This window comes from Rothia sp. HSID18069, from assembly GCF_003989155.1.
GTDB lineage: Bacteria > Actinomycetota > Actinomycetes > Actinomycetales > Micrococcaceae > Rothia > Rothia aeria.
This window is the reverse complement of sequence record NZ_RBMG01000003.1, coordinates 54,700-73,196: the sequence shown is the minus strand read 5'-3', so window position 1 is coordinate 73,196 and position 18,497 is coordinate 54,700. Positions and strand designations below refer to the sequence as shown.

Sequence of the window (18,497 nt, the reverse complement as noted above, 5' to 3'; positions counted from 1 at the left end):
GGAACGCACATCAGCCGTTCAGGTTGCAAAAACCAGTGTCATGATGAAGAGACTGGACTGCACTACAACCTGATGCGGTATTACGAGCCGGAGACTGGACGGTTTGTGAAATACTTTTAAAGTTTAATGTATTAAAGGAAAAGTATTATGGATAAAAAAGTATTTTTAGAAAATCTCATGAAATATATTAAAGAAAACATGAATGAAGAAAATGTGCGTTTCTTCAAGAAGTCCATTAAATTTAGAAAAGCAAACCATCTTTACGGAGAAATCTCCTTCGAATATTCAAGAGTTTCTGAAGGATATACAGCATGTATTTGGATAGAAAGTAAAACTTTAGCTAAATTTTTAAAGGAAATGTATGATTCTCAAAATCGAAAATATAATATTCATAACATTAGTTTTGAAGTAATTTGTTGTATGTACTCAGTAGCAGGTGCACATTATTATCATGCTCCCTCGCTTACTAGTTTTGAATGGGGGGACGCTATTAAGGTGCCGCCCTCTCCTGAGGAAGCTGACAAAATTTATCCTGATGTCCTGAGGCATTTGATGTCAGGTTATGTTTCTATTATTAAAGCTTTCATGGATATGAGTCCAAATGTTCTAGAATATTTAGTTAAGTACCCCCCTCATTTTGAGTTTAAATCATTGATAGCTTTTTATATTATTAAGGTAAATAAATTACCTTTTAATCACCCACTTGTTCAAAAATTGTTCGAGTTTGATGATAAAGTGAAAGAAAATAAGAATGGCCTTTTTACTGGTTTTGACTTGATTTTCGAAGATAATCCTTTTGATCAGGAAATTAAAAAGCGCATATTAAATAATGAATATTAAATTATGTGACAATATGCGTAGCAACTGTATTTTCACCTCATCGGGCAAAAATACCAAAACTCAAGTCAAGCTGTTTGGATATTGTTTTCGGTAAAGTAATCGTGCACCAGGACATTGCAACATAAAAGATGATGATAGGGTGCAATCACACCATACCATTCAATAAGAATGGGCAAGAAAGAATATAAAAAGTTACGATCCCCTAAAAGCTCCAGCAAATCTATTGCCTTCTTCGTCAAAAAGCTCATGCTACTATTTCAGCAATGCAGCGAGCCTTTAGGAAACAAAATGGATATAATACAAGTATTCGACAAGAATTTACGGAAGCAGCAAGACAATTAAAAGCTGCGGGTTTGTCGCCTAAGAAAATTAAACGAGCATTAAATCAAAACTATAAGTATTTCAAAGAATTAGAGCAATTTAAAATGAATAGATATGAATTAGAAACTTTATATACTTTAAATGACCCTACTACTAGTCAGGCAATAAAAATGTTGCCGCTGGAGTGGCATATTTCATATTCATCATATATTCAATTTTTAGAACTAAGTAATGGATTATATGGGGATGAGATAACCCTTTTAGAGGCAGAGGATATTCAACAAAGGAATATTGACTATGAGGTGCAAGAATATTTACCGAATTTTCTTATGATTGGAGATAATGGTGAGGGAGTTGCTATTCTGATGGACAATAAAGAGCAAAATATTTTTGCTGTTGGCATGGGAGTGATGATTGAAGACTCCTTAGAAAAAATATCATCTTCTTTAGAAGAATTTCTATTGGTAAAGAAAGGAATGTTTAATTATTAGAAAACTAGGTTTAACAAGCAACAAACCGTAACGTGTATAAAACTTCTAATTCCGACACAGCAAGCCGTAGCCCGCATAAAACCCCTAATCCTGAAGTGGGGTGTGTGTGGAATGCACGCGAGTAGTTTCTGATTTTTAGAAGACCTCAATACGTTTTTTGAGATCGTCTGAAATATTTGCTCTTTAACAACTTCGTCACTAGTCAACATAGAGGTCATCTGAAACACAACTTTCAGACGACCTTTGTTGTAACGTGTTCAACCACCGCTACGCCTACGACGCATTGGGCAACCTGATCTACCGCCAGCTGCCCGACGGCGAGAACCAATTGCGGATATACGGACAAAGATTGACCCACGGATTACCGAAACCCCAATGTAAAAGTTCAAAGGGTATCTTTTGATGACCTGATTGAACAGGAAGCTAAAAGACAGGGCAAATGCCAAAAACTGAAAAAATATGTTAGGAAATTAGAATGATAAATGATTCAGACATTAAAAATAAGTTATTCGAATATTATGGCCTTGTTTATTATTTTCAGCCTACCCATAAGGAACACGCAGATGAAGAATGGATTAAGCTAGTATCGGAGTTGTCGGAGTTTATATACGACAACTATCAAGAGCCGGAAACCGTATTTGCCGGTTGCAAGTTCCATTTTGAACCTGTGATGATGAGTGCTTATCTAAGGATTGCCAAGGGATTAGAGGATAACCTTTACCTGCTGCAATCTGAAAAAGTCAAAGATTTTTTAATCGAACAGCTTAAGGATAAAAAATGGCTGTCCGGACACGCTAATTTTTTACGTCCTTTAATCATGATGAATGATAGGAACCTAATCAATGATATTGCGAAAAATATGCCGCATTTGTGGGAAGCGAATTTTGCAAATACTTTCCTGATGGAGGCCGTGGCAAAAATGAAAATTCCGGGATTTCGGAAGGAGATGGAACAGTTTCTGAATAGCGGGGCAAAAATATTGGTTAGGAAAGCAGAAACTTATTTAAAGAACGAAGGCAAGTACAAGCCTGTATAACTTTCGGTTATTCGGTTTTTTCAGGCAGCCCATCGCCCCCATCAGGCTACCTGAAAGCGCAGCACCACCGCAGTTAAAAAAGTGCAGGCTGCTTTTGAGCCGTTTTGAGCTTTTAAAAGCAGCCTGCACATTCAAAGACACACCGGCCAAGGCCGTCTGAAGCCCGCCAAGGCAACCCCCATCCCGGCCCCTCGTCGAACGTCGCTACCGCTACGACAAAGCCGGCAACCTCATCAGCAGCACTGACCTCAAAAGCGGCACGACCCATTACCGCTACGACCCCCTCGACCGTATCCTCGAAGCCGCATACGTACCCAAAAATACAGCACAGAAGTTTGCCTTCGCCCCCGTAGGCAATATACTGGACGATCTGACCCAAAACGCCCGCGAAGGCGGCCTATACCGCCCCGACGGCAACAGAATCGCCGAATTCAACGGCATCGAATACACCTACGATGCACTGGGCAATCTGATCTACCGCCAGCTGCCCAATGGTGAAAACCAATATTACCAATACGATTTAGAAAACCAACTCGTCCGTGCCGAAATCAAAAAGCCCGCCGGCAATACCGAAATCTGGACATACGCCTACGACCCGTTCGGGCGAAGACTGAGTAAGGAAAGAAAAGACAAACTCGCCTGGACGAGTACCGACCCGAAACGCACCCACTTCGTCTGGGACGGCAACCGCCTATTGCAGGAGTACACCTACAAAGGCAGCTATACCTATATCTACACCGACCAAGACAGCTATGAACCCTTGGCCCAAGTCTTCTGCAACAACCAAGACGAAGGGCAATACCTCGCCTATTTCCACACCGACCACATCGGCATCCTGCGCGAGATGACCGACATCCACGGCAATCTCTTATGGTACGGAGAATACACCGCCTGGGGTCGTCTGAAAAAGGATGAGCGCGTCTATCGGAATGCGCATCAGCCGTTCAGATTGCAGAACCAATACTTCGATGAAGAGACCGGGCTGCATTACAACCTGATGCGGTATTACGAGGCGGAGACGGGGCAGTTCATTAACCAAGACCTGATTGGGCTGTTGGGCGGGGAGAATTTGTATCAGTTTGCTTTAAATTCTTTAACATGGTTTGACACTTTGGAGTTAAAAGTCAAAATATTGACTTATAATCATATCTTAAAACCAGATAAAGTTACTGATGTTAAAGAGTTAAAACGCCAAATTAGAGGGCAAATTAGGGCATTTAATAAAATTTTAAAAATAGAGGGTCTAGAAGGCTTGCAAGAAAGAATTAGGAATTTTAGAGATAACCCAACTATAGAAGCGAGAGGAAGAAGGTACACAAGTGATAAAGGATCTGCAGGAGAGGGTATAGTATGGTTACATAAACCAGATATGTGTGCAGGTGGTGCTCCCGAGAGTGCCGATAGAAAAGGGAAAAGCCGAGAAAATTCGATAATCGAGCCTAATTCAAGTAGAATTTCTGATGAAATATTGAAATTAAAACCATCTGACGAAATAACTAAATTTAGGTCTAAATTAATTTTGAAAAATAACTTTGAGGTAAAAATATGCATTATGAAGAATTTAAATCACTCTATCAAAAATTTAATAATGATAGTGATAAGGAAAATTTCTTACAGAATTATGTTGATGAGGATATGTCTGAGGAATTAGCAAACTTTCTTTTGGATATTGGCCTAAATTCAAAGGAGTCTGATCTTTCTCGGAATGAGGCATTCAAAATATTGAGAATATATATAGGTGATTTTGACTATAGTGAAATATTTAAAAAAATAATTCATTTTGTCAATAATGTTAACGAAGATATTTACCTTCGAATTGAGGCACTGAGTATTTTAAAAAGAGCACTAATAACTGTTGATGAAGCAGAGTTTGCAATGAGTATTCTCAAGAAAAATGAAAATGAGTTAATAGCTAGCGCTGCACTCCAAGTCTTAACATTTCATCGAAAATTACCTTTTGTAAAATTACTTCTTCGTCAACTAATTGAAGATAAATCTGCTTTTGCTGAAGATGCTCAAATAGCTTTAGGTTCAGATTAGCAAGCCAGAGCGTGTGTGCCTTAAAGCACGCACTCGGTTTTTTGGTTTTCAGCAAGCCGTAGACGGAAGGAATTAAAATGTTTTATATGAGAACGTTATGGTTTCATGATAACAACGATGACCCATCTATAATTTACAGTGAATTGGATCAAAACAGATATGAGGTAAGAAAAATAGAATTTTTTAAATCTGGCAACCACTTATATGCTTCCCAAGAAAAGGAAAGAGAATCATGTCTTTTAGGAGAATTGCCAATACCAAAAATAGAAGAAATTAATAAAGATAAGCAATTTTGGGCAGTTGAAATTTCAAAAGGAGAATTTGATAATGCGTGGGAGAAAGTAATACATGGCAAATCGTGGCCTAAATAAATCTTCAAATCAATGGTTGTATGTGTTGTATCTTAAAGCGCATATAATTGATTTCAAAATAAAATTCCTTAACGCCCTCCTCTCGATTTTCAGACGGCTTCACTATCTTCTTTGAGGTCGTCTGAATCATTTGTTCTTTAACAATCTCATTAACAGTTAACATAGAGGTCGTCTGAAAACCGACTTTCAGACGACCTCTGCCAAATCGCCTCCCCCGAAGGCGGCGCACCGCCTCACTTCCGTCACCTTCAACGGCAAGGAGCTGGTGCGCTACGACTATGACGGCTACGGCGATTTGACCGCCGTTTACGGGCGTGACGGCAAAAAACTGCGCGGTTTCGCCTACCGTAACCACATCATGGTCGAACACAACCAGCCCGACGGACTGGTATCCCGCTACGAATACGACCGTTACGACGCCAAGACAAACTTGCCTGGACGAGCGCCGAACCAAAAAGCACCCACTTCGTCTGGGACGGCAGCCGCCTATTGCAGGAGTATACCGACAAAGACAGCGACGAACCTTTAGCCCAAGTCTTCCACAACAACCAAGACGAAGCTTAATACCTCGCCTATTTCCACAACGATCAAATCGGCATACCGCGCGAGATGACCGATATCCACGGCAATCTCTTATGGTACGGCGAATACACCGCCTGGGGTCGTCTGAAAAAGGACGAGCGGGTTTACAAGAACGCGCACCAGCCGTTCAGATTGCAGAACCAATACTTCGATGAAGAGACCGGACTGCATTACAACCTGATGCGGTATTACGAGCCTGAGGCCGGTCGGTTTGTGAATCAGGATCCGATTGGGTTGTTGGGTGGGGAGCATCTTTATCAATTTGCAGATAACGCTTTGGTTTGGTTCGACCCGTTGGGATTGAAAAAACCTACGCGCAGCGCTTGGGTACTGCCGGCGAGCGCAGGGTAATGAAATATCTGGAAGGTACGGGATACAAAAAAGTCTTCTCTATTCAAAATGCCTCCGGAAACGGCTTGGATATTGTCGCATTGAGACCGGATGGGAAATATGACATATTTAAAGTTAAAAGTTCTAAACGTGGAAAATTTAAACTAAGCGAAAGACAGCAGAAAGGCGGTAAATGTTTTGCTGAGCAAGTGTTGACGGAAGATGTAACGGATAAGAAAAAAGGCGGATATTTTATGAAAGGCTTAGACGGCAAAAAGACGCCTCTTAATAAGAAGAAGGCGCAAGAGATATTTAATAATATAGATAAAACCGAAACTGTCTTTGTTGATATGAATCATAAATTTCAAGCAACCCGCATGACATTTAGCCCATGGTAATTAATTTAGGAGCAAAAAATGAGCAAAAAACCCACCGCCGCCATGAAGCACAATCTTGACCGTCTGGTTGAAAACATTACTACCGGTGACGACAGCGAAGACTATCAACGCGAACGCGGCTATCTGGACGAATACATCCGCCAAGGCACCACCCCGTTCACCCACCGCTGGTATGACGACTTTTTGGAGAAGGACTGTGAAGTCAGCTACACCGCCACCCAAGTCATCTACGATCTGCGCATGGAACTGTGCATCCCGCTTGCCGAATTTCTGCAAGCTCCAAGCGAAAGCCTGTTCCGCGCCATGATGGCAAAAGCCTATTTCCTTACCATGGGCTATGTACGCCACCACCTCACCGGCAGACCGCGCATTCCCTATATCAGCGTAAACAATAGCTACTTCGCCTTCCTCGCCTCCCTCTTTTTCAGCCGCGACGAGCAGAGCCTCAGCTTCGCCGCCCTGCAAACCATCATTGCCAACCCAGACGAATGCATCCGACCGCAGGAAACCGATGCCGCCCGCACCCTCATCCCCCTGTCGTTCCGCCTCGCCCAAGACCATCTTGCCCTGCCGATTGACCAAACGCAGGCAGATTTGTTCGCCTTCTCCGAACTCTACCAAACCGCCTACGCAGGCTTTGACAGCAGCGACGCCGAACAGGTGAAGCAGATTTTCAACGACCTCGCCGACTACCATATCCGGCAAAGCCGCGACGATGAAAAAGGTTACCCCGAATTCGAATACACGTTGGAACAATGGATGCCGTGGGAAATCCTCGCCCTGCTGCGCCTGCGTACGCAAAAAGGCTTGGACAACAGTATGATTAGCCACCCGCTGATTACTCCGTTTCTCCCCTTTGTCGGCTTAGAACTGGGCGGCTTTTTCGACGACGCGCAAAAAACCTGCGCCGCGCCGTGTTCAAAGAATTTGGTTACCAACCTGTTGTTGATTTATAAATATCTGTGGCAACAAGCGTGCGTTGGGTGGCTAAACTCAACCCAAAGCAGCCTGAAATCCTTGTTTCCCTGTTTTCAGGCTGCCTTTTTATCACAAAGGCCGTCTGAAACTCCGCAGCTTGGTAAGCCGTAGTCTACATGGGTAGCAACTGTATTTTTCACCCCGTCGGGCAAAAATACCAAAACTCAAATCAAGCCGTTTGGATACCGTTTTCGATGGTACCGTTTTCGGCAAAATAATCACGCATCCGGGCATTCAATATCGTCAGCAGTTTGCGCATACACGCCGTAACGGCAACCTTATCCTGTTTGTCTGCCTCGGCAACATCTGCCGCTCGCCGATGGCCGAATACGTCCTGCACCACCAAGCCGCCGAACGCGGCCTGTCGCACCTCGTCGAAACAGCCAGCGCGGGCACGTCCGGCTGGCACGACGGCGAAGACATGCACCGCGGCACCCGGGCCGAACTCAAAGCGCACGGCATTGCCGCCGACGGGTTTTCCAGCCGCAAAATCCGCCGCGAAGACCCGGCGCATTACGACCTCATCATCGCCATGGACGACGACAACCTGGCCGAACTGGAAAGGCAGTTCGGCCGCTGCCCCGGAAAACAGTTCAAGCTCACCGACCTGATTCCCGACAGCGGCTACCGGGCCGTGCCCGACCCTTGGTATACGGGCGATTTTACCGAAACCTTCCGCCTCGTCTCCGCCGCCGCAGAAGCCCTGCTCGACAGGCTGGAAACGGCGGAATAAACAAAAAAGGCCGTCTGAAAACGCATTTCCCGCTTTTCAGACGGCCTCCCGAACCACCTAACCCCGTTACCACCATGACCAAACGCCGAACCTTCCTCATCCTGACCGTCCTCTTCACCCTGCTCTTCATCGCATTGGTAACTCTGGGCGCGTACCTGCTTTCCATTCAAAGCAAACAATTCGCCGTCGCCGCCTTCCTGTTCGCCTTCGGCGCCGTCTTCGGCCAAGTCGGCAGCCTCGCCCTCTACATCCGACATAAAGCCCGCGCCCAAATCATGCGTGAGCAACAAACCGAATCCCATTAAGGCTGGGTATTGTTCGTTATCCGTTTGCCGGTTCTACAGACTTTACATAGGTAAAGTTCTGTTTGCCGCATTGCTCCCCCCCCCCCCCTTGCAATTTACACTGACACCGCATACAATTGTTCTTAAATCTTTCAATCCACGGGAGTAGACTTATGAAACAAAACATCATCGTTGCCTTATTCGACATCTCCAGCGAAGCTTATCAAGCCTTTTCTGAATTGAAAGCTTACTCGCAGACAACAGATGCTTTGGTGGCACAAGCCGTTTTGATTAAAAAGGAAAATGGTCTGATTATCCCAGCAGAAAGCACCGACTTTACCGCCAATACGGCCGAAAGCGCATGGACGGGCGGCCTCATTGGTTCGCTGGTCGGCATCCTCGGCGGTCCTATCGGTGTTCTGTTGGGTGGAGCTATTGGCGCACTCATCGGCAGTGATGCAGGCACTGCCCAAACATTGGGAGAGGGGTTGTTGCTGGAAAATACAGCCAAAAAACTGGATAACGGCAGTACTGCGATCATTATTTTGGCGCAAGAATCCAACGAAGCTGTATTGGACGCTTTCTTCCACCGTTTCAAAACCGTTATTCTCCGGCAAGATGCAGCCGTTGCCCAACAGGACGTATTGGCAGCAATAGAAGCGCAGGAAGAAGTGGCACGTCAGGCACACGAAGCTTGGAAAAAACAGCGCAAAGCCGAGCGCAAAGCCGAACGTCAAGAGAAAGTGGAAGCCTTCAAGGCCGACATCAAACAAAAATTCGACGAATTGGCAGCCAAGTTAAAATAACACTGCCACCAACCCAAGGTATGTAACCGCTCAAATTTTCCGTTTCGGATGCATGATACGGCTTACCCTTGGACAGCAGGCGCTGATAGAAATCCCGAATAAGCGGTTCAAAACGTGTCGCCACCACGGTAGCCATATACAGCGCCTTACGCACCGCAGACCTTCCGCCGAAGCAGCGGCTTTTGAATTTGGTTTCCCCGCTCTCCCTCGGGTGTGGGGCAATACCGACCAGACTCGCTATCCGTTTGTGGTTCAGCCGTCCCAATTCGGGCAGCATCGCCATCAGCGTAGCCGTCGTTATCGAACCGATGCCTTTGATTTGTTCCGCCACTTTGGCTTTGCCGTCAAAATGCGTGTGGGTGTGCTCGTCGATTTGTTTGTCCAATTCGTCAATCAGCCGGTCAAAATGAGCAATCAGTTGTTTGACGCTTTCGACTTGCGTTTCGTGAACCTGATGCAGACGGTTTTTCTCGGCAGTCCGCATATCCACCAGCTGGTTGCGGCGGTTGACCAATGCTTCCAACACTTCTTCCGCTTCGGTGGGCGGGTGGTAGAGCATGGTTTGCCAATCCTCTTTCTGCGTCATCATCTGTGCGAAGAAGGCGAGCATTTGGGCATCTTTGGCATCGGTTTTGGTCAGCGACTGCGATTGGGCAAACTGATGCGTCTGACGCGGGTTGGCGATAATCACGGCTATGCCTGAGCGGTGGATGGCTTTGGCGGCGGGAATTTCGAGACCGCCGGTGCTTTCCATCACGACGAGGGCGACCTTGTGTTTTTTAAGGTATTCGACGGTATGGGCGATTCCTTTGGGGTTGTTGGTTTCGGTTTTGGTTTTAGACAAAGACGAAACGGCGATGACGAAGTTTCGTTTGGCGATGTCGATGCCTGCGTAATTGTATTGGGTACTCATCATAAACCTGCCTTGCATTCGGTTGTGTTGTCTGGCAACTGTCCGGTTGTGTCGATCGGTTGCCCGACCGCTTCCTGAGCTACGCGACGGTTGTTTGCCTTGGGTGTGTACGGGTGGCGGCCGGGCGGTTTGTTGCTATGATACGGGTGTTCCGATATACAAGGGTGTGTGCGGTACACACGCAGTTTCTGCTTTTCAGACGACATCTACCAAATCGCCTCACCCGAAGGCAACGTCATCGCCATTACCGCCCCGGACGGCAGCAGCACCCAAATCGGCTACCACGAAACCCTCAACCTGCCGGTTGCCGTCAACGATCCCGCAGGCAGGATTACCGCCTACACCTACGACGAACGCGGCAACCTCATCAGCATCACCGACCCCGCCGGTTACACCACCCGCTACGGCTACAACGCCCAATGGCTGCCCGAAACCATAACCGACGCCTTAGGCAAAACCCGACACCTACACTACGACACCCTCGATCAGCTCGTCTGCTTTACCGACTGTACCGGCGAAACCACCCGTTTCGGTTACACCGAATACGGCGATCTCGAAACTGTTACCGATGCGCTGGGCCATACCACCCGCCACCACTACGACGCAGCAGGCAACCCCGTCCGTACCGACTACCCCGACGGCAGTCACGAAACCTTCGAATACGACCGCCTCAACCGTCTGACCGCCTACATCGACGGACTCGGTGCCAAAACCGCCTACGAACTCGCAAATGCCAAACAAATATAAAAAATTACCCGGCACCTGTACCCTGCATTTGATGCCTATAGTTTTTGGCGCGCCTCAGCCACAAGTCAGCCTTTCAATTTCAAAACCAGTAAAACCAGCAGCGCCTCATCTACAGCACCCCCCTGCAAGGGGCATCCTGCCGCTGGTATGGATCCGTTGCTCCGTTCTGAGGCCTGGTTCGTTCGGCGGATGCTGAAGCGTGACGCTGGTAGAGCATTACCTGTGATGCGGTAGGGCTGGCCTATATAAAACGATCAGGGGTGACTGTTCCCGCTACCTGAGGTGGACAAGGAGGACGAGAAGCAGGTATTGTTCGAGTGCGAAAAGAGATACGGTCATCCTCGAAAGGACATACCAATGGATGAATTGTATATATGGGTTGTTCAAGGAAGCAGCGCCAGTTTTCCGTCTGCTATCTTTTCGTCTAGAGAGAAGGCTGTTCGATGGATAGAAAAGTATAAAATCAGCGGGATACTATCGAAGTACCCTCTTGATATATCTATATATGATTGGGCTATTACACAAGGATTGTTTAAGCCCAAAAGAGATGATCAGAAAACTCCTGGTTTTATCCAGAGCTTCTCAACCGTTCATATTGAGGATTCTCAATACATTGATGGAGTTGAAGAGGGTTAGAACACCATAACCACCAATATAATCAACTAACAAGGTACGTTTAAATGGTGAAAAAGTCAGTCAGTTATTATAAGTAATCTTGGTTTCTCTAGATAAGATACCTTGCACATATCACCGACGCTCAGCATTAAACACCTTATCTAGCCCGGATTTTGCATTAATGCCCGTTGAAATAGCATCGGTTGAAGAAAACTTGGAATTATACTGAGTAATTTCCAAATAATTCTGAATCGCATATTGAAAATCTGAAGCATCACTACCAGATCCCTAACTCAGCAGTATTTATACTGGGGAATATGTCCTTTACTATAGTTAACTAGAGACGACAGCTTAGCTAAATTTTCTTCATTTAAATACGAGCATAAAAATTTACCTTCGGTAGCATTCTCAATTAGGTTATTTTCCAAGAAAATGCTGTCACAATCAATATGTTTTATATCAAAATTTCCCCATTCACTGCCAAATTGAAAAACTTCAAAAATAAATATTTTTAATAGATTTGCACAATGATATTCATCTTCTTTATCTTTAGTCAAAAATATTTTGTAGATTTCATCAAAAATATGGTTTAGTTTATTAGACTCTCTGGGAAGATGCTCTCTCATATCACTAGGAAAAATATGCACCACATAACTACTATAGAGCTCTGTGATTAGCCATAGTCCATATTCCAGGAAAATCATATAATTACTTGAATCGACATAAAGGCATTCTTCCAAGTATGAGGCAATAATAATATCTGCCGTATCAGAATCTCTGTTGTAATCATCTTCTTCATACGATCTAATATTTTCTTTTCTTACAGTTTCTCGCGAAAATCCAGTAACATTTTCTGGATTAACCCACTCAAAAGGCTCAATAAAAAAGGTTTCCTTTTCCTCTAGAACAGAGATATCAATATACGAGTTACCCATATTTCACCTATTTCCTCTTGCTATTCAGTAAAATATATTTAGCCCTGCGGGCGCACAAACCATATAATACCATGCACGACTATCACTTTATCTTCCAGATAAATTTTCTTTAAGAGACTATGCCATGGTGAGCATTCACTATTATAGGTCCTCAGAAAAAAATCACCGGGTCCGTTCGAAATACACATCATGTAGTTGCTATACCCCATGGTGTGTGCTGCCTACTGCAATAAACGCAAACCTATAGATTGAGTATGTTAATATAGAGGAAATAAAATATATCGCACAAATAATAGCACGAAGAAGGCTCGGTTAAAAATGGCATGAATCTAAATAAATATAATTATTTTTAACGCCTATCTGAAATATTATCATGAACAGAAAAGAAGCTATAAAAATACTTTCTGAACATCAGAGTAATTTAATATCTGATGCTGATAAGATGAATATATTGTTAGATTTTTGGTATTCTTATGAATCTGAACCTGAGTATTTAAATGAAGAACTTATAGATTACCTAAGCACACATGAATTTGACGACGTAGAATACTATAGTGAATTTTTCCAGCCTGTAGTTGTTTCAGGACTGGTTCATAAAAATTCGATTCTAAATAATAATTATTTATCAAAGGAACTTAGCAATGTTCTCCTCAAAAAGATAGAGGTCTTTGGGGATGAAATAGGCAGGAAGATCAAATGCCCCTGCTGTTATTTTTACACTTTGTCGGGTAGGTTAAGTTATGATATTTGTTCTATTTGTTATTGGGAAGGCCCTGGCGGTGATGAATTGTCATACTCGTCCGCAAACCACAGTACCTTATCTGAATACAGAAATGAGTTCTTCATTAACCATGATAAGGCCGAATTAGAAAAATACATCTTTAACAAGAAGGCTGATATTTTTTGATGCCCCATTCATGAATCTGAAAATCTTATTCCCCCAGGGATAAAAGCCGCGTTTTCAGTTTTATAACAGTGTATTTCATACAATAATTTTTAAAACCACTGTGTATTGACCCCTGAGCTCATGCTTCAATCTTTTAAATAAGTTATTTCCTTTATCTATAAAAGCCTGCTCTTTTTCTGTATTTTCAAATCCAGAGTTTACAGGATCGTTCATATTTAGTGTTTTATCATATTCATTTGCCCACTTTATTAATTCTTCAGCCAATATATTGGATATCGGTAGAGAATATGGGTCTATATTGCAGCAAATATCATCATCTATCCGCCATAACGGAAAGCAATGGTAGTCAGGCATCAGCTTAATTTTCTTCATTCCTCATACCGCGTCTTATTGTTCTTTCGCAAGATTCTTATCAGCGATAACCCATCGTTAACTTACTTATAGTACTTTAACAAATTCATTATATCTTTTGACTTCTTTTTACCATGATAATCTTCAGTCGCATAATGCCTAGCATTATATCCAAACTCATTTTTTATGAGCTGCCTGTATTAGATAAGGCTAGCTGGAACCGGATAGTTTTTATCTACGTAGACATCATCAACACTACAGGTTTCATAAATCCATTTATTCCAATTATCTATCACCCATTGCCTGCTTACCCCTGCTGAATGTTCCAATTCAGCTTCTTGCGGGAGCATCACCAGAATTAGCCCGGCCTTATACCCAGTAGATACCACAAAACCATATTTTCTGTCGCTACCTGGGAATTCGACCAGCATTAAATCAACATATTTTTCGTGCGGGTATGAACCGGGAAACCTAAAAACTGCACCATGCCTCAAATCACTATGATAATTAACTAGTTTTTGCACTATTACTCCTTATATTCTCTTATTGGAATATTATGTATCTATGACGGTGTTTTATATTTATATCTCCCACAAGCGGATGAAAAATTAAAACATGTGGTTCCCTTTAAAACCTTGATACATGAACCTACTCGGCACCCTCATCGGTTATGGCTATATGTTAAATTTCTCTCCATGGAAGCCAACAAGCCTATACCCTAACCCATCTTGATTTTCTAGAAGCAGCTTATCTCCGCTCAGAGTAAGACTAATCCACCGTACCAAAGTCTAGATAGTCATAGACACAGATACACCACTTTTCCTCAGTATCGATCAGATAATTTTCCCCCGGATACTCCACAAGAAAATCAAGTAGTGAACGAACACTTTGTATAGAACACTGAATCAGGTACCCGTCCTCAAAATCGTTTCCCACCACTATGAACCTGCAGAAATCGGTGGGCTGAAGAATGACCTCTATATCTTCTACAAACTCCAATGTTTCATGTAGGCGACAGCAACGGTGGTTTTTTGTTTTACTCCACGCAATTCTAGAACCCGTGAAAGGAAAACCCTTCATAGATGAGTAGCTCTTATAAGATTCCTCATCTAACGGGGCATATTCAATATTGTGCCGTTTGAAAAACCCGGTTAGCTCCTGATCATACACAGCTCAGCCATCCTGTCAGCAGCTGTTGCCGCCGCACCCAGTGCCCATTAGTCCAACCGGTAGTGCAGCATACGAGTGGAGTCCCGGAAGGCTGGGATCTGCCGCCCGATAAGGGATAGCAAGAAGCCGCTTCTCTTCCACTGCGGGAAATCAGCTGCCAGGCGCTTGACGCTCATCAGGTGCAGATTATCAGCCCACCGCTCAAACTCCAGGTCATCGTCACAGCCGAAAACGAAACGGGCACGCACATGCTTCAGAGCCTCATGCCTATCGGAGTTCTTCACCATCCACGAGTTCAGTACGTCAAAGGCTACCTCACTACGGTGAAAACGGCGCGCCAGATCGCAGAACAGGGCGCGCACAGTGTACCGGTCAAAGTACATGAGCACTCCCTCAATCACCAGCAAAAACTGGGCGTTCGGGTGCAGGCGGTTCAGCTCATCCATCCACCCGGCGTCAAAAGCAGAAGTAGCCAGCAGCGTCTCACCCCGCTGCGCAGGCAGCAGCTTCTGCCGCAGAGCAATAACATCAGGCAAATCAATATCGTAAAACGGTACGCCGTCGGCAGCAGCGCCGATACGTTCCCGGCGGCTATCCAAACCACACCCCACGTTTACGACCACAGGGTTAGGGTGGCGCTGAATGAAATCAGCGGTTAGCCGGTCGAAGTAATCCGCGCGGATCGCGGTACCAACAACAGTGTGAATAATATGGTCGTACTTCGAAAAATCGTAATCAAGCTGCCGCACCAGGCGTGTAGCCGCCTCATCGTGAATCACCGGGTTAGGCATCTGCGAGGCAAGATGCTTCATATACAGCGGAATCAGTAAGGTCTCGCTCACAGAATCTTCAAGGTGCAGCATGGCACGCTCCTTTGGCGGAGTCCACGACATACCCCCCAGTAGTTAGAGGCAGCTACGCCCCAGATGCCCACCAGCAGGGATACGCATGGAGAATGGCTAACTTTGTGTGTATTTTATCTCCATCACCCACGATTTTTAAGGGGTATGCTGTCAAAAACACAGCACAGGTATTTCAGGCCTCGTGCTGCACAGCCACAAACCTTGTTATATTGCAACCGCAGAAACGGCAAAGCGGCTCCTCCGGTCGGTAAAAGCATTGTAAACACGGCCAGATACACGCGGTGCCGCAGCTTTCAAAGCTGCGGCACCCACAACAGCGCACCGTGGTTAAGCCGCGCCGCTGCCGGTTTTCTTCACATAGAAAAACCTAATCGATCAGATCACGCACCACAATAGTCTGGTCACGGTCCGGACCCACACCAATCGCCGAGATACGACAGCCAGAAAGCTCCTCAAGCTTATGCACATACTTGCGGGCGTTCTCCGGCAGGTCAGCCAAAGACTTCGCATCCGAAATGTTCTCGCTCCAGCCGTCAAAATACTCATACACCGGCTTGGCGTGATGGAAATCGGTCTGCGTCATCGGCACCTCATCAAACCGAACACCATCCACCTCATACGCCACACACACCGGAATCTTCTCAAGCCCAGTGAGCACATCCAGCTTAGTAATGAACAAATCAGTAAACCCGTTAATGCGCACCGCCTGACGCGCAAGCACCGCATCGTACCAGCCGCAGCGGCGCGGGCGGCCCGTGTTCACGCCAAACTCGCCGCCGGTCGTGCGCAAAAACTCGCCCATCTTATCGAACAGCTCAGTGGGGAACGGGCCAGCACCCACACGGGTGGTGTACGCCTTCTGAATACCAATCACACGGGAAATGCGGGTGGGGCCAATACCCGAACCCACACAGGCGCCCCCGGCAGTCGGGTTCGAAGAGGTAACAAACGGGTAGGTGCCGTGATCGACGTCAAGGAAGGTCGCCTGGCCGCCCTCCATAAGCAGGGTTTTACCCTCATCCAAGGCATTATTGAGCAGCTGAGTGGTATCAACAATCATGGGCTTAAGCCGCTCAGCGAACGAAAGGAAATAATCCACAATCTCGTCCACCTCAACATGGCGGCGGTTATACACCTTCACCAGCAGCTCATTCTTCTGCCGCAGCGCGCCCTCAACCTTCTGCCGCAGAATCGACTCATCCAAAATATCCTGCACACGAACACCCAAACGGCCCACCTTATCCATATAGGTGGGCCCAATACCGCGCCCAGTCGTACCAATCGCGCGCTTACCCAAGAAACGCTCCGTGACCTTATCCATCGTCTGATGGTACGGGGCCACCAGGTGGGCGTTCGCAGAGATTTTAAGCTTAGAAGTATCGGCACCGCGCGCCTGCAGACCCTCAATCTCAGCGAAAAGCGCTTCCGGGTTCACCACCACGCCGTTACCAATCACAGGGGTCGCGTTCTCACTCAAAATGCCAGCGGGCAGCAGCTTCAGCTCAAACTTCTGCCCATTCACCACCACCGTGTGGCCAGCATTATTGCCGCCATTAGGCTTGACCACGTAATCCACGCGGGGGCCGAGCAAATCGGTTGCCTTGCCCTTCCCCTCATCGCCCCACTGGGCACCCACGATGACGACAGCTGACATTTCTTGCGCTCCTTGTTAAGCTTCACATTCCGCGCCGGTTACGCGCCATACAACCCGCACCCAGCCGAGGCGGGCACACAATTATTAATCATACCGCCCACCGCCCGTGCCGGCACTAGCAGCAGTCGCCAAATTTCGCGGCGGGCACGTGCATCTGCTGCGGACACAACAACGGGTGCGCACCCAAGACATTGCAGGGAGTGCGCACCCGTAATAATCGGCTGATGCCAGAACCAGAGAATATTAAAGGATCTTAATGAAAGTCAGCGGGTACTCGTACTCTTCGCCCTTATTCGCCGAGACAGCGGCAATAATGTGGAAGACAATCAGCACAATAGTCACCAGAGGCACCACGATCAGCGGGATAAAGAACAAAATACCGAGGGTAATAAGTGCCAGAATCCATGACGCCGTACTGATAACCCACAGGGTGAAGTTAAAGTTAAAGGCACGACGGGACGCTTCCTTCGTGAACCCGTAGCCCGGCTTGTCTTTATAAACAAACCAGAAAATCAGCGGCGCCAGGAAACCAATAGTGGTTGCCGAAAGGAACGTGGCGCCCGCAGAAATAAGGTTCATCAGAAACGCCATGTTCTTATCGTCTGCGCTCACCGCCCCAGGCTGCGGCTGCCCGTACGGATCCTGCTGGTACTGTGCGCCCTGCTGGTCGTACTGGTTTTGGTTCTGCTGGTACTGGTACTGTGCCCCCTGCTGCTCATAAGGATTCTGGTTCTGCGGCTGGTATCCCTGTGGCTGCTGGTTCTGCCCATTCCCAGGGTTCTTGTCGTAGGGGCCATTTTCGTAAGGATTTTGACTCATGATGCTCCTTAGGTGTGCGGTTCTCGAAGCCGCACAGTTTTTGTGAGGTAAGCACCATTTTAAGGGATGCACCTGAAAGGGCGCGAGTAGCGAATATTTGCCCACGCAGGGTTTTTAATCCTCATTCTCAAACAAATATCCTCTGCTCCCGGTAAAGCGAATAAAACATTGAGAGATAATTCACCTTCATTCATTGAATGAAATAAACCTCAATGTATTCCGTGCAACTTTTTCTCCCACACTGGTGTATTGTGGTTTTCATCTCTCAGCTTCTTCGAGGTGCGGCGATGCCGTCGCACCGCATTATCACTCA

Annotated in this window: 21 protein-coding genes and 3 pseudogenes; 16 read left to right on the top strand and 8 right to left on the bottom strand. The window is 45.9% G+C overall.

Annotation, left to right across the window (positions count from 1 at the left end; translation table 11 throughout):
• The first annotated feature begins 147 nt into the window (after positions 1–147).
• The 10 genes and pseudogenes from D8M41_RS08070 (at position 148) to D8M41_RS08015 (ending at position 7,498) form a co-directional block, all read left to right on the top strand.
• Positions 148–840: a hypothetical protein gene (locus D8M41_RS08070; protein WP_023134401.1), complete on the top strand. Its 693-nt coding sequence runs from the start codon at positions 148–150 to the stop codon at positions 838–840.
• A gap of 218 nt (positions 841–1,058) precedes the next feature.
• Positions 1,059–1,652 carry an SMI1/KNR4 family protein gene (locus tag D8M41_RS08065; protein ID WP_255406323.1) on the top strand — a complete coding sequence of 198 codons (594 nt, stop codon included), beginning with the start codon at positions 1,059–1,061 and terminating at the stop codon, positions 1,650–1,652.
• 475 nt (positions 1,653–2,127) lie between these two features.
• Positions 2,128–2,688: a hypothetical protein gene (locus D8M41_RS08050; RefSeq protein ID WP_126926778.1), complete on the top strand. Its 561-nt coding sequence runs from the start codon at positions 2,128–2,130 to the stop codon at positions 2,686–2,688.
• Between the two features lie 694 nt (positions 2,689–3,382).
• Positions 3,383–4,339 (top strand): RHS repeat domain-containing protein, encoded by a 957-nt coding sequence (locus D8M41_RS11815; RefSeq protein ID WP_023134408.1) that lies wholly within the window; start codon positions 3,383–3,385, stop codon positions 4,337–4,339.
• Positions 4,324–4,728, top strand: a complete 405-nt coding sequence (locus D8M41_RS08040) for a hypothetical protein (RefSeq protein ID WP_023134409.1) — start codon at positions 4,324–4,326, stop codon at positions 4,726–4,728. The genes D8M41_RS11815 and D8M41_RS08040 overlap by 16 nt, the downstream gene beginning before the upstream one ends.
• Before the next feature lie 77 nt (positions 4,729–4,805).
• Positions 4,806–5,099 carry a DUF6881 domain-containing protein gene (locus D8M41_RS08035; RefSeq protein WP_023134410.1) on the top strand — a complete coding sequence of 98 codons (294 nt, stop codon included), beginning with the start codon at positions 4,806–4,808 and terminating at the stop codon, positions 5,097–5,099.
• Positions 5,100–5,364: 265 nt separating this feature from the next.
• Positions 5,365–5,628, top strand: a complete 264-nt coding sequence (locus D8M41_RS11810) for a hypothetical protein (RefSeq protein ID WP_231375482.1) — start codon at positions 5,365–5,367, stop codon at positions 5,626–5,628.
• 53 nt (positions 5,629–5,681) lie between these two features.
• Positions 5,682–6,032 (top strand): annotated as a pseudogene (locus D8M41_RS08025) (RHS repeat domain-containing protein); the annotation flags it as partial.
• Entirely contained in the window at positions 6,032–6,409 is a 378-nt protein-coding gene (locus tag D8M41_RS08020) for a hypothetical protein (protein ID WP_126926777.1), read from the top strand. The pseudogene D8M41_RS08025 and the gene D8M41_RS08020, both read left to right, overlap by 1 nt.
• Positions 6,410–6,427: 18 nt before the next feature.
• Positions 6,428–7,498 (top strand): hypothetical protein, encoded by a 1,071-nt coding sequence (locus D8M41_RS08015; protein ID WP_126926776.1) that lies wholly within the window; start codon positions 6,428–6,430, stop codon positions 7,496–7,498.
• Positions 7,499–7,556: 58 nt separating this feature from the next.
• Here the strand turns inward: D8M41_RS08015 and D8M41_RS08010 are convergent.
• Positions 7,557–7,676: pseudogene (locus D8M41_RS08010) on the bottom strand (IS110 family transposase); the annotation flags it as partial.
• Between the two features lie 30 nt (positions 7,677–7,706).
• Between D8M41_RS08010 and D8M41_RS08005 the strand changes: the two are divergent.
• The 3 genes from D8M41_RS08005 (at position 7,707) to D8M41_RS07995 (ending at position 9,210) form a co-directional block, all read left to right on the top strand.
• The gene (locus D8M41_RS08005; protein ID WP_126926775.1) at positions 7,707–8,120 is read left to right on the top strand and encodes a low molecular weight protein-tyrosine-phosphatase; all 414 of its coding nucleotides are present in this window, start codon (positions 7,707–7,709) and stop codon (positions 8,118–8,120) included.
• 74 nt (positions 8,121–8,194) lie between these two features.
• A complete protein-coding gene (locus D8M41_RS08000; RefSeq protein WP_023134418.1) occupies positions 8,195–8,425 on the top strand; it encodes an NGO_0222 family membrane protein in 231 nt (76 codons plus the stop codon).
• A gap of 152 nt (positions 8,426–8,577) precedes the next feature.
• A complete protein-coding gene (locus tag D8M41_RS07995) occupies positions 8,578–9,210 on the top strand; it encodes a DUF1269 domain-containing protein (protein ID WP_126926774.1) in 633 nt (210 codons plus the stop codon).
• Positions 9,211–9,250: 40 nt separating this feature from the next.
• Here D8M41_RS07995 and D8M41_RS07990 read toward each other — a convergent pair.
• Positions 9,251–10,123, bottom strand: a pseudogene (locus D8M41_RS07990) (IS110 family transposase); the annotation flags it as partial.
• A gap of 168 nt (positions 10,124–10,291) precedes the next feature.
• Between D8M41_RS07990 and D8M41_RS07985 the strand changes: the two are divergent.
• A complete protein-coding gene (locus D8M41_RS07985) occupies positions 10,292–10,870 on the top strand; it encodes an RHS repeat domain-containing protein (protein WP_197702324.1) in 579 nt (192 codons plus the stop codon).
• Between the two features lie 357 nt (positions 10,871–11,227).
• Positions 11,228–11,506 carry a DUF7710 domain-containing protein gene (locus D8M41_RS07980; protein ID WP_037233477.1) on the top strand — a complete coding sequence of 93 codons (279 nt, stop codon included), beginning with the start codon at positions 11,228–11,230 and terminating at the stop codon, positions 11,504–11,506.
• A gap of 272 nt (positions 11,507–11,778) precedes the next feature.
• Here the strand turns inward: D8M41_RS07980 and D8M41_RS07975 are convergent, their stop codons facing one another.
• A complete protein-coding gene (locus D8M41_RS07975; RefSeq protein WP_023134424.1) occupies positions 11,779–12,420 on the bottom strand; it encodes a hypothetical protein in 642 nt (213 codons plus the stop codon).
• 373 nt (positions 12,421–12,793) lie between these two features.
• On the opposite strand from D8M41_RS07975, the gene D8M41_RS07970 reads away from it, so the two are divergent.
• Complete coding sequence (locus D8M41_RS07970) at positions 12,794–13,327, top strand: CPCC family cysteine-rich protein (RefSeq protein ID WP_023134425.1); 534 nt, start codon at positions 12,794–12,796, stop codon at positions 13,325–13,327.
• 75 nt (positions 13,328–13,402) lie between these two features.
• Here D8M41_RS07970 and D8M41_RS07965 read toward each other — a convergent pair whose 3' ends face one another.
• From D8M41_RS07965 to D8M41_RS07940, 5 genes are all read right to left on the bottom strand, one after another.
• On the bottom strand, positions 13,403–13,699 hold the full coding sequence (locus D8M41_RS07965; protein WP_023134426.1) for a hypothetical protein: 297 nt from the start codon (positions 13,697–13,699) through the stop codon (positions 13,403–13,405).
• 179 nt (positions 13,700–13,878) lie between these two features.
• Entirely contained in the window at positions 13,879–14,202 is a 324-nt protein-coding gene (gene imm45 / locus D8M41_RS07955) for an Imm45 family immunity protein (RefSeq protein ID WP_037286858.1), read from the bottom strand.
• A 693-nt stretch (positions 14,203–14,895) separates the two neighbouring features.
• Positions 14,896–15,711 (bottom strand): class I SAM-dependent methyltransferase, encoded by an 816-nt coding sequence (locus D8M41_RS07950; RefSeq protein WP_126926845.1) that lies wholly within the window; start codon positions 15,709–15,711, stop codon positions 14,896–14,898.
• A 367-nt stretch (positions 15,712–16,078) separates the two neighbouring features.
• Positions 16,079–17,365 carry an adenylosuccinate synthase gene (locus D8M41_RS07945; RefSeq protein ID WP_126926773.1) on the bottom strand — a complete coding sequence of 429 codons (1,287 nt, stop codon included), beginning with the start codon at positions 17,363–17,365 and terminating at the stop codon, positions 16,079–16,081.
• A 243-nt stretch (positions 17,366–17,608) separates the two neighbouring features.
• The gene (locus tag D8M41_RS07940) at positions 17,609–18,184 is read right to left on the bottom strand and encodes a DUF4870 domain-containing protein (protein ID WP_126926772.1); all 576 of its coding nucleotides are present in this window, start codon (positions 18,182–18,184) and stop codon (positions 17,609–17,611) included.
• Positions 18,185–18,497: the final 313 nt, after the last annotated feature.